At 37.0% G+C, this 12,562-nt stretch carries 6 protein-coding genes; 2 read left to right on the top strand and 4 right to left on the bottom strand.

What is annotated here, in order from left to right; genetic code table 11:
• Positions 1-8: 8 nt before the first annotated feature.
• Together MTF64_RS07125 and MTF64_RS07130 are read right to left on the bottom strand one after the other, a co-directional pair.
• Entirely contained in the window at positions 9-311 is a 303-nt protein-coding gene (locus MTF64_RS07125) for an H-NS histone family protein (protein ID WP_004585960.1), read from the bottom strand.
• Positions 312-911: 600 nt separating this feature from the next.
• Positions 912-3,839, bottom strand: coding sequence for a TonB-dependent receptor (locus MTF64_RS07130; protein ID WP_248451004.1), 2,928 nt, complete (start codon positions 3,837-3,839; stop codon positions 912-914).
• A 380-nt stretch (positions 3,840-4,219) separates the two neighbouring features.
• Between MTF64_RS07130 and MTF64_RS07135 the strand changes: the two genes are divergently transcribed.
• Positions 4,220-5,398: a DUF547 domain-containing protein gene (locus tag MTF64_RS07135; RefSeq protein WP_248451005.1), complete on the top strand. Its 1,179-nt coding sequence runs from the start codon at positions 4,220-4,222 to the stop codon at positions 5,396-5,398.
• A gap of 55 nt (positions 5,399-5,453) precedes the next feature.
• Positions 5,454-7,241, top strand: a complete 1,788-nt coding sequence (locus MTF64_RS07140) for a putative 2OG-Fe(II) oxygenase (RefSeq protein WP_248451006.1) — start codon at positions 5,454-5,456, stop codon at positions 7,239-7,241.
• A 624-nt stretch (positions 7,242-7,865) separates the two neighbouring features.
• Here MTF64_RS07140 and MTF64_RS07145 read toward each other — a convergent pair.
• Together MTF64_RS07145 and MTF64_RS07150 are read right to left on the bottom strand one after the other, a co-directional pair.
• The gene (locus MTF64_RS07145) at positions 7,866-9,515 is read right to left on the bottom strand and encodes a tetratricopeptide repeat-containing sulfotransferase family protein (RefSeq protein ID WP_248451007.1); all 1,650 of its coding nucleotides are present in this window, start codon (positions 9,513-9,515) and stop codon (positions 7,866-7,868) included.
• A gap of 60 nt (positions 9,516-9,575) precedes the next feature.
• Positions 9,576-12,434, bottom strand: coding sequence for a TonB-dependent receptor (locus MTF64_RS07150; protein ID WP_248451008.1), 2,859 nt, complete (start codon positions 12,432-12,434; stop codon positions 9,576-9,578).
• Between the last annotated feature and the right edge of the window lie 128 nt (positions 12,435-12,562).

Below are 12,562 nucleotides of genomic sequence, written 5' to 3' on the forward strand. Positions count from 1 at the left end.
TTACTTTATTAAGCTAGGTGCTTTTGTAAATCAACACCTTCAAACGCTTTAGGGCGACGACCACGACCGGTCCATTCAATCACTTCGCCATCTACTTCAATACGATACTTAGCTTTTACTTTAGTACGTTTATCTGCAGTACCGTCTTGTAAATCTTCTAACGTAAGTCCTTTTTCTTTTAAAAGATCCAACACTTCCTGTTTAGCTTGTAGCTGCTCAGTATATTTTGCAATCGCATCAGTGATTAATTGTTGTGCTTTTTCTAGCTCAGTTAATGATGCTGTTTTAATAAAAGATCGAACTTCTTTCATTTATATCTCGCTAAATTATAGGGTTAGATTTTAATTCCTTTTTAGTATAAGCCTAAAATAGAAAATAGGCTACGAGAAGAAAGTATTAGCTATTTACTACCTAGAAAATTGCAACTAATAACTACTTTTAACAAATATTAGATGAAAAAGTATTCTAACCTATGCAAAAATATACAACTATAGAGGCCAAAAATAGTATTCGTAAGTGCTATGAATTGGGTTGGGAATGAAAGACGAAAAATGTGTTTAAGGCATTGGATACGACCATCAATAATCGTCAGTATTAATGCTGTATAATTCATCATTAAGGTAGAGGATGTTAGTACTGCTCACAGGCATACCAAATAAAGATTACGACCAAAAGTACGAGCTGGGCGCATTAATGGCATGTTGAAGCAATTGTTCTAACTCTAGAAATCCCAAAACCTAAAATAGCTAAAGGAACTTGTCGGAGAATTAGTATTAATATAAGCCGAATATGAGTTTAGAAAGGCAAACACGAAACCAAGCCTATAAAAAGGCCAGTAGCAAAAACTACTGGCCCTAGATTAAAACCGTCAATGTATTTCAGAACGGTCATAAAAATAGCGGTATCTGGGATTAGAACTTACTTCTAAAGCCGATATAAAAAGACTGTCCGATAGGATCATATGTTCCAGCATCTGTTTCTGTACCAGTACTAGAACCATCTACACCCGATAATATGCGCGGAGGCTCTTTATCGAATAAATTGTTCGCTCCTGCATATAACTCCATTGTGTCATTAAAGTGATAGCTTGCTTGGACATCATGATAAGTCACAGAACCAATTCCTACACCGCCAGGTGCAATACCGAAACCACTTAAAAATTGATCATCAAAGTCAGCTGCGCCAATATAGTTTAAGCTCCAGTTAAAATCAAAATCATTAAATTTATAACCTAAATTCCAATTAGCTTTGTGCTCTGATGCACCAATTTCACCAGCAAATTCATCTTTATCAGCGCCTGGTAGCGGAATCGTATAACCATCTATCAAATAAGTGTATGCCAAACGAGTTTTAAATGAACCAGGACCAATATCAGATGAGTAAGTTAATGTTAAATCAACTCCTTCAGTGCCTAAGCCCCCACTATTAGATACACCGCTATCGATGAACTCTAGAGAGCCGGCGCTGTTATTACCTGATGCCGCACTACGGCGAGTAACAAAGTCACAGAAGCTAGTATCTCCACCACCATAACATTGATCTAAGATAAATTGACGTGGAGTTGATACAATCGCATCAGTAATTTCTATGTCAAAATAATCCAAAGTGATATCTAAACCTGAAACAAGCTCTTCTGGGGTAAATACAATCCCAACAGTTACTGAATCACCCACTTCTTCTTTTAAATCAGGATTGCCACGGTTAAAGCCACTGATGCCTTGTAAATCAGATTGGTTAAGCGTGAACTCACCATTTGACGCAATATTGTTTGCAACACCCACATCAGCTCGACAAGCATCACCTGCAGCGCCACCGCCACTATTAGTAATACCTAAGCAAGGATCATTTAATCCACTTGGGAATGTTTGTGAAGGTGGAGAGAATAATTCATCAATATTTGGAGCTCGAGTAGAGCGAGCACGTGTTGCACGTAAACGCAGGCTGTCCATTACTTCCCAATCAACACCTATGTTCCAACTTTCAGTATTACCAACTGTAGAATAATCTGATAAGCGAACTGCAGCATTCATTGTTACTGAGTCAAAAACAGGGATGTTTGCTTCAACATAATATTCAGTTACATCAAATGAACCTTCTGTAGCAGGGATTGCATTGCCTGCATTTAAGCCAGCTTGTTGCAATGCATCAAATTCGCTACGAGAAAACTCTTCGCGGTACTCGAACCCGGCTGCTATACCAATCATTCCAGCCGGTAACTCGAACAAATCACCCGATATATTACCACCGATAATCTCTTGCTCAACTGATGTAGAAAGTGAGCTAGGCGCACTAACAAAATCAATGGCGCTTTGTGACAATGAATTATAACCGTAAATATTAACTGGAGCACAATTGAAGCCACGTGCAGTAGCATCTATACAAATTGCCTCATCAGTTATACCATCACCATCTAAATCTTGACTATCAATTACAGATTCAAGCCCTTGGCGAAAACTCTGTACATTTACTAAACCACCAGATACTTGCTGCTCTTTTGTTTTGCCGTACACATAGTAAGTATCATAAAACCAGCTATCGTTAATTTCACCCTGAAACCCAACAGCTAAGCGGAAAGTATCACGTTCGGCACGTGCACCACGATTACCAATATCGCTTAGGCGCTTTGCAAAGAAAATATCCTTTAAGCCATCTCCATCTGTATCAGTGGCTGAATTAAAAATATCATCTGGTACATATGCACTACGAAGTACTTCACCATTTACATTAAATTCAATTGGCACTTGACCATTGGCATAAATATCGTCTGAGGCAAAAGGGAATGGCTCTAACTCAGATACTGTTGTTGTAGCGGCATATGTACCTTCAAAAAAGAAGCTATGCTTATCATTTAACTCGTAGCTTCCGTTTGAGGCAAACAAATAGCGCTCTGTTGGTATAGCGATAGTTCTTACGCCACTGCGATTGAAGCCATTAGCCTCAACTCCATCACCACCATTTGTACTAAACGAATCTTGTAGATTATTCGCGTTATCGTATGTGAATGTATTATCCCCTGCACTAAAGCGGCCTTGTGGAGGAAATGATGATAAAAATGGACTTACTGCATCGAATATCGAACCAGGGTTCGCTGCAGGATCGTCTTCAAAATAAATACCTGAAAATTGGTCAACAGCCGAACGTTCACGGTCTCTAGAAAACACAGCGCCTTGATCTGAATAACCAAGATGAAACATTGCTTGCCCTTTCCCATCTGAGCTAGACAAACCCGAGGTAAAGTTAAACTGTCGTGACTGGTCATCACCTTCACTAGACTCACCGTATTGTCCTTCAAACTCAACACCTTCAAAGTCATCTTTAAGTACAAAGTTAACAACACCTGCAACTGCATCTGAGCCATATACGGATGAAGCACCACCAGTCATAATTTCTACGCGCTCAATAAACTGGCTAGGAATGGTGTTTAAATCAACTGCAGAGCTGCCCGGCACACCAGATACATAACGACGACCATTAACAAGAACTAGAGTACGGTTTGAGCCTAAATTACGTAAATCAACAGTGGCAACACCAGCACTAGCTGTAGAAAAGTTTGAATTTGTTCTGCTAATAGCTGGGGAGCCAAATGCAGGGTTTTCAAGTAATAGGTTTTGGATATTTAAAGAACCAGAGGCATCAATAGCCTCACCACTAACTACTTGTATTGGCGCAGAAGACATAGCTTCAGCTGAGCGAATACGCGAGCCAGTTACCTGAACGCGCTCGATTTTTTCAAGTTCATCATCTTCAGCAGCAAATGAATTTGCTGAAAACGCAGCTGCAGATGCTGCACCAAAAGCAATCGCTAAGCGCACTGCCTTTGAAACTTTATTATTTAACATGTGATTCTCCCTGAATACTTCTAATAGTTTATTTTTATACACCTAGCTAATACTTAAAATTAACCAGTTCGCAAATATTAATATCATTTCAAGCACAAGGTCAACAAAGCGATAACCAAAAATACCTTTTATTTACAAAAGCTTGCGTTTTCATCCTGTTTACATGTACCGATTTTATCACTATTGCGAAATATACATTATTGTTGAATTCAGACTTCTCGCATAAACTTAAAAAACACTACGGCAAACCAACAAAAACCAACGATAAAACCAACCTTGGTTAACAATTAGTTTCACCTTGTTTGCATTAAGTGTATAAATTGTATTTAGAGTGAAATTTGTACTTTGAATAATTAATCTAATTAGAAAGGAAAATAAAAATGTATAAATGGCTATTACTACTTTGCCTTACCACTAGCGGTTTTGCTTTTGCAGGTGTTGAAGGCTTACCTAAGGAGTTTGCTGATTTTAGTATCAATAATGATATTACCGTCTCTTACGACGATTTGGACCAACTTCTAAAATTGACCGTTTTAGATACTGGCCGTTCGGATAGAAAAAAAGCGTCTAAATCGCAAGCGTTGATTGGCACAAAAATGCGTTCGTCAAGAAAGAAAAATACAAAAAACGAAGCTAACAGGTTTTTCTTTGAAGAAGTTAGTAAGTCTGAAATAAGTGAAGGATTTAATAAAATACGTATAAGCCTAGAAAGCTTACCCAATGAGATAGCTTTAAATGACTTATCACTAAATGAACAGTTGGCTTATTGGCTAAACCTTTACAACACCGCAGTAGTTGAACAACTACTCAAGCACTACCCCGTTAGAGACACTGAAAAGTTACTCTTTGGTAAAAATAGCATTTTAGAAGAAAAGTTTTTATCTGTCTCAGGACATGCATTGTCTCTAAATGATATTCAAAAAATAGTTTTTAAAAAATTCACTAATAAGCCTATTGTTATGTATGGCTTTTACCAGGGTAATATTGGCAGTCCTAATTTAAGAGCCGAAGCATACTCCGGCAAAAAGGTATTTCATCAGCTTGAAGATAATGGTGACGAATTTGTTAATTCCAATAGAGGTTTATACATTGGGAAAAAAAATAGACTTTACGTTTCAAAATATTTCGAGCAAACAAAACCTTTATTTGAAAATTTCGAGACTGATCTGCATTACCACCTAGAAAAATATGTAGATACTAGTATGCGATACGACGTAAAAAATGCTAAGTCGATTAGGTTTAAAATTGAAGATTGGAGCATTACAGATATATTTGGAACTGAGAGAGTTATTGGTGGCTCTTCAGCCACTAATAACGCAGCTATGCTTAATGCGGTAGTAAGTAACTCTGCTTATCCAAAGGGCGCCGATGGAAGTGGCTCTGGTGTTGGAGCTGTAAACCTCAACTTTATTTCTGACTCAATTACCAATAAAACAATGGATTTTGGTCGGTTTTCTGCTGATCAAATTGAAAAATTAAAAGCATTAAAACTAAAAAATGAGCAGAATTCGGGTACAGTCAATATTAAGGACTTATCAACTGATAAAAACGAAAATTAAAATTCAAATGTATTTTACATCCTGTTAATATAAAAATAAACAGGGTGTAATTTATATGCAGAACTTTAAAGCTGCTCTTACTGCGTACAATACAAAAAACTTCCAAAAATCTCTTGATATAATTGATGAGTTTAAGCTTTCACATCTAGACGCCCATTTACTAAAAGCAGCTAGTTTAACTGCTTTGGATAAAAATGATAAAGCCATTGAAATATACCAATGCGCACTAAAAAACAACCCAACAAATATTTCATTACTAGAAAACTATACCGGACTACTTTGTAAGTTGGGCGATTTTATGGGTTGTTTAAATCTACTAAACACAACAGTGACAACTGTTTCAGCTAAGCTCTCCTTAAATAAACTAGAAGCATTAATAAAATTAAATCACTTACTTGAAGCTAAAAGATTAGTGAAATTAATAAGTACACCAACTAATTTAGAGTTTAGGTTTATATGGTTGAAAATAGAGCTACATGAGGCGTTAGGTGAGTTAGATATAATTGAGAATATTATTAATATGCTACCTGAAGCACAACAAAATAACTTTTATATAAGCTATAAAAGAGCCTGTAATTTAAGGAGTATGGGACGCTTTAATGAGGCTTTAGGTTTACTACTAAATATAGAAAAAAAGGAAAGTACCACACCAGAAATATTATTTTTAATAGGCTGTATTTATAAAGATTTAAATAATACCCAACAGTGTGAACGCTATTTAAATAAATGCTTAGCAATTGCGCCTTATTATGTTCCTGCACATGAAAGCCTTAATAGGCTTTATCACTCAACGAAAAATAAAAAGTTGTTTTTAAATAGCTATGAATTAGTAAAGCAGAAATACGAACCTCACCCTGTAATTGAACATTCTTTTATATCGCAGCTTATAAAGTCAAATAACTATGGGTCGGCCTTGGATGTTTCAACTAATGCATTAAAACTATTTCCGAATGATCATACAATAGTTCATGCGCATAGCGTGGTATTAGGAAAACTTAATGACCACGAAAAAGCTTTTAACTTATTGAATCAATTAGTAGAAAAAGCACCTCATGAAAGCAGGTACCGAATAGATTTAGCACACTACCTTATATTAAATGGAGACTACATAGAAGCAATTAGACAATTAGAAAGTGCTTTAAAATACGATTACTTTAATCAAGAAGTTTGGGCTTACTTAAGCACAGCTTGGCGCTTATCTGCTAACGATAAATATTATTGGCTGACGAATTACGATCAATACGTAAAAGTTTTTGAGCTTCAAAAACCAAAAGGGTATAGCACTAGCGGACAATTTTTAGAAAATTTAACTGACCTATTACTCAATTTACACGCACACAGTACACAATTGATTGATCAAAGTGTAAGAAGTGGTACCCAAACAGAGGGGCACCTCTTATTTAGAAGTAACAAGCTAATAAGCGACTTTAAGCATTCTATGAATAATTGCATAACAAGCTATTTAGCTAATCTGCCAAAAGACCAAAAGCACCCTCTGTGTTCAAGAAATAATAATGCATTTAAAGTGAATGGAAGTTGGTCAGTCAAGTTAGGTAACAAAGGGTTTCATGCAAACCATATACACCCTGCTGGCTGGTTATCGGCACCAAGTTATATTTCTCTCCCCAAGGAATTAAATGAAAATGACACTAATAAAAGTGGCTGGTTAAAACTAGGGGAAACGTGTTTAAACCTTAAAGAAAGAGAAGAGATAGCGCGAAGTATTTGCCCTAAAACAGGTCAAATGATTATATTTCCTAGCTATATATGGCACGGTACATATCCTTTAAAAAGTACACAACCACGTTTAACTGTTCCATGCGATGTTATGCCTATACTTTAGATTAAAATCCAGTATTAGCTGATGGCTTTATACTTCCAGAAGAGTTTTCTGACTTGAGCTTAAATAGGGATATAAAGGTTTATTATACTGATTTAACCAGCACCTCGACTTAACAGTTGTAGATGGATGTCGGACAGAACGGCTTTAAAGTCAATGGAGTCTATAGGTACAAGAATAAGATCAACTAGAAATAAGCGTACAGCATTAGAAGCCACTCGCTTTTATTTTGAAGAGGTTATAGAAACAGGTCTTAAAAGTGGGTTTAAAAAATTCGTTTAAGTCTAGAAAATGTCCCAGTTCAAGGCTCTCTGAACGATCTCAGCCTAGATGAACAGCGCGCCTATTGGTTAAACTTATATAATATTGCCATGATTGAAAAGCTAATTCAGTGGACTTCCCATAGTGCTGTGCAATGTGCTGGTGCTGTTAATGGGAGCTATTTAGCAAGTTTTTTTCAGAGAAAATAGAGTCTCAAACGCAATTTTGTTCGACTGTTCTAAGCAAGCTTTATAAGCCTCGAAGTTAATAGAGAAAAAGCAGAGCCTCGGTGGAGATGAAAGATTTGCCAACGCAGAATTAGATTATATCAGCTCTCTACTGAGAGCTGTAAATTGTAAATAAGTATTAAAGCGACAAGTTATAAAACGCTTCAAACTCCTTTTCAGATATATTTTGCTTAATGTACTCACTAAAGTTTTTATATCTACCAGATGAAGAAGTATAGAGGGGCTTTCTAACTTGCCACACACTCGCTGTACTTACAATATTTCTTTTCTCATGGAATGTGCTGTTTTCATCTTTATATTCAATACCTAAAAAATCAAACAAGGGTATAAGAACTTTTTCAGGATTTGAAACTAATTCATCATAGTTTACCGTAAAAATATCATTGGTATATATTTTTAACCAATGGCTTTTAACTTTTTGCTGCGCTGTATAGTAATGTAGTGTATGGCTAAGATTAGTAGCATAATTTAAGCTAGGCCCTAAATGTTGAAAATATGCCGACAAACTATTATCTCGAATATCACGCTCCGTCCATATAATCTTAGCGTTAGGATAAATACGTTTGATTTGGTCAATATAGAGGTAGTTTTCAGGCCTTTTATCTGTAACGAATGCCCTCTTATTAGCTCTAAGCGCTAACTCACGGTTATAGCCCTCTTTAAACTCTATTGTACTGGCTGTATTTTCGAGCTTAATTGGATTAGCAATTAAGTTAAATAAATTTTTGTGAATATAGTCAATTTCGCCACCAGCACTAATATAATCAGATGCAGCAAGTATTTGCTCAATTAAAGTAGAACCAGAGCGGAACATGCCACAAATTATGATTGGTGTTAACTCACTATTTTCATTGCTAGTGACTGGCTTCTCCTTTCGTTCTAAAGTTAATTTGGTTAGTTTTTCAATCTCATATTTATTGTATTTCGGTATATATGAACGATTAACTCTATTTGCACTAAAATAATACTCCCAAGCTTTTTTATAATCAGCAATATCATTAAATACTTTACCAAGGGCATAATATAAATCAGCCACTATCGAATTATCTTTTTCTTGCTTAATAATTTTTAGGCTCACTTGCTCATATTCTAGCGCCAAAGCAGGGTTAAATGTAACTATGTCAGAAAGCCTAGCATGCGCTAAGCCATGCTTAGGGTTTATAACTAGCACTTGCTGGAATAGCTCTAAGCTTTTGCTTTTATTGCCCATTTGCTCATAGATATTAGCTAAATTAAAATAAGCATTTACATTGTTTTTTTTAATTTCTATTGCTTCTTCTAAGCAATATATTGCGCTTTTATGATCATTTAACAAATCAGAATAAACTAACGCTATCTCTAATTTTACCAAATAAATATCGGGAAATTGATTTTCTTGCGCACTTAAAAGGTGCTGCTTAGCTAAAAATCCATTACCTAACTTTCGAGCTAAGCTACCAAGCAAGAAATGAGCATGCGCGTGATTAGAGTTTTGGCTTATAAATGCTTTTAATTTGCTGATTGCAGTATCAGAATCACCGCTCGACAAATACAATTGAACTAATGTATTGATGTAATCAAATTTGTTTGGAACAATCGAAACTAACCTTTCACTAATTAACTTAGCCTCATTAAGGTTTTTTTCACTCATTGAAACCTTGAATAATAGAATAAGGGCCTGCTCTGCAGTATTTTGATTAGCAGCTAATATATTAAGTGTTGTTTTTCCTTTATTGATTTGACCACTGTTTAGCTCCTTTAAAGCTTGCGATACGCTAACTTGCGTCATTCTTAAATTTCTCCATAAAAAAAAGCGAGCCTAAGCTCGCTTTATTTATATCACAAATAATTAGAATTTAAATGATACAGTTGTATGGAAATAACGACCCAGCGTGTCGTAGTAACCAGCAATAGCGTTAGCATTTGTTGATAAACTACCGCCTAAAAGAGGTGGCTCTTTATCTAAAACGTTATTAACACCTACTAATAATGAAGTGTATTCATTAATAGTGAAGCTAGCTTTAAGGTCAAGGTAGCTTTGTGAGCTTATACCGCCTTGAGCAAGCGTATCATCACCGCTGTAATCGCTTACTTCACCGAAGTAGCGCCATTTAGCAGTCGCACGCCAGTAAGTATCCATGTCGTAGCTAAGAGTTAAAACATGACGCCATTCAGGTTGAGCAAAACAGCTGTTATCAAGAGTACCTACACAGTCATATGCTTCACTTACACCTGGAATATTATCGTACTCTTTACTAAGCATGTAAGTACCAATTAGGTTAGCTTTTAACATGCCACCGGCTACTTCAAAGTCATAGTTTGCACTTAAATCGATACCTTCCCAATGTAATTTACCAAGGTTAACGTTAGTTGCTACAACTTGGCCATCACCAATCCATAAGCTACCGCTACCAGATGTTCTTTGTACGTTATCACAAAAAACAGCATCACCAGTAAGTGCACAGTTAGTTACAATCTCTTCAGGATTGATAGCACCAATCGCATCTTCAAGTTCAATATCCCAGTAATCAATTGAGAAGTTGAACCCTTCAAATGGGTTAGCAACAATACCAAACGTTATTGTATCTGCAATTTCAGGGTCTAAGTCAGGGTTACCACCGAAGAAACCATTGTACTGAGATGCTGGGCTCGCAGAAACATTACCGTACTGAGATGCAGAAACACCTGTATTAGCACACTGTGCAGCAGATAATGAAGGAGTATCAGTAGCACAAGGATCTGTACCGCCCCATAAGCCTGTGCTTTGGTTAGCAAATAATTCACCATTATTTGCGGCACGAACTGCGCGGTTATAGCTTGTACGGATTTTCCAATCGTCCGTAACATTCCAATCAAGCGCTAGTTTATAAGTAGGCTCAGCACCAGAAGTACTGTAATCAGACCAGCGGTAACCTAAATCAACAGCAATGCTCTTAGCAAAAGGTGCATCTTCAAGAATAGGTAAGCTAACTTCTGTGTAGAACTCAGTTAGATCGTATTCACCATTCAAGCTTTTAGTAGTACCACCTTGGCCTAGTAATAAACCTTGTGCGTATACTTCATCAGCTGTACGGCTAAATGTTTCTTCACGGTACTCTGTACCAAATACTGCTGCAATTGGGTAATCTGAACTAGGAAGGCCAAAGTCAAATTCACCAGTTACATAACCACCAACAATAAATTGCTCTGTTACACCGTTAAGAATAGCTGTACCTGTTAAAGAACCGGCCGCTTCTGATGTAATACCTTCAAACTCAAATACTTCATAAGGTATACAACCATCGCTAGTTGCACAATCTTCACCATTTGCAGATAGAGCTGTGGCTATACGTGGACCAAAGAAGTCATTAATGTAAGCTGAAGAAGAAGACGTTGAACCATATTGAACAAATGCATCATATGACCACATATCGTTGATCTCGCCTTCTGTACCAAGTACTAAGCGGAACGAGTTATGTTCTAATTGGTCTGCACGAGCACCACCTTCAACGTTACGTTTACCGATGTATGTAGCAAATTGATCACCCGACGTTAAACCAAAGCGGTCAGTTAAGTCTTGACGCTGTTGGTCAGTTAAAAGTGGGCTGTCGAAGTCAATATTATAGTTTTCATTAAAGAACGTACCTGATTCAGCGATTTGTGCTGTAGTACGGTCACGCATGAACATAGCTTCTACGTATGGGTGAAAGTTATCATTAATTTCATAATCAGCAAATAAACCAAACGTATGGCGTTCATCAGGACGCATAAAGTGGTTTATTGGAGCATAGTTATATAAGTTACCTACTGAATCTTCAAAACCACCAGTACCGTCAAGCGTCCAGTAGTCGTAATCAGACCAATCAAAAGCACCATCAGCAGTTGGTGAAGATACGTAGAAATTTGGAACAACAGCATTACCTGAACCACCACATGACGTACCAGCCGCATTTAGAGCACATGATGAGTAATCACGAGCGCCTTGGCGAAGTTCGTTTTGCTTATTATAAGTAATGTAGCCTACAGCGTGACCCTTACCACCGTCGAAAGAACCACCTAAAGTAGCACTAAAATCAAAAGATGAACCATCAAGGCCAGAGCTACCCGTTGGGTAATCAAAATCTTTGTCATCCATTAGGCCTTGGATGTAGTCGTTGTCGTTATCATGTTGGTAAGCCGTAGCACCTACATCAACAGCAAAACCTTCAAATTTGTCGTCCATTACGAAGTTAACAACACCGGCTACTGCATCAGCACCGTAAGTAGATGAACCACCACCAGTTAATACTTCTACGCGCTGTATTAGAGAGGCTGGAATTTGGTTAACATCAGCCGATTGAGTGTAAATACCACCTGCTTGTGCGCGACGGCCATTGATTAAAACTAGAGTACGTTGCGATCCCATACCACGTAAGTCTAATGTTGCTGTACCTGTAGCGCCATTAGATTGGAAAGCAGTAGAAGAAGCCTCTAGTTGAGGTAAGCTGTTTAACATGTCTTCAACACGTGTAAAGCCTGAAACTGCAATTTCTTCTGCTGTTGTAATTTGTACTGGGCTAGCTGTTTCCATATCAGTACGCTTGATACGTGAACCAGTAACTTCGATTCGTTCAACTTTTTCAGCTGACTCTTCTTCTGCGGCAAATGAACTTGCAGAGAAAGCAGCAGTAGACGCTGCACCAAAAGCAATGGCTAAGCGCACTGCTTTTGTAACTTGATTATTTAACATTTGATTCTCCCTGGGTCACCACTTGTTAGAAGCGACTTATTATTTAATTATTTATTATTGTTACAGCATGTTAACCGTAACTGATACAAATACTAAACAAAAACAATTTAAAAGCCAACTAATGTTAA

It is taken from the genome of Pseudoalteromonas sp. 2CM41L (assembly GCF_023161905.1).
Classification (GTDB): Bacteria; Pseudomonadota; Gammaproteobacteria; order Enterobacterales; family Alteromonadaceae; genus Pseudoalteromonas; species Pseudoalteromonas atlantica.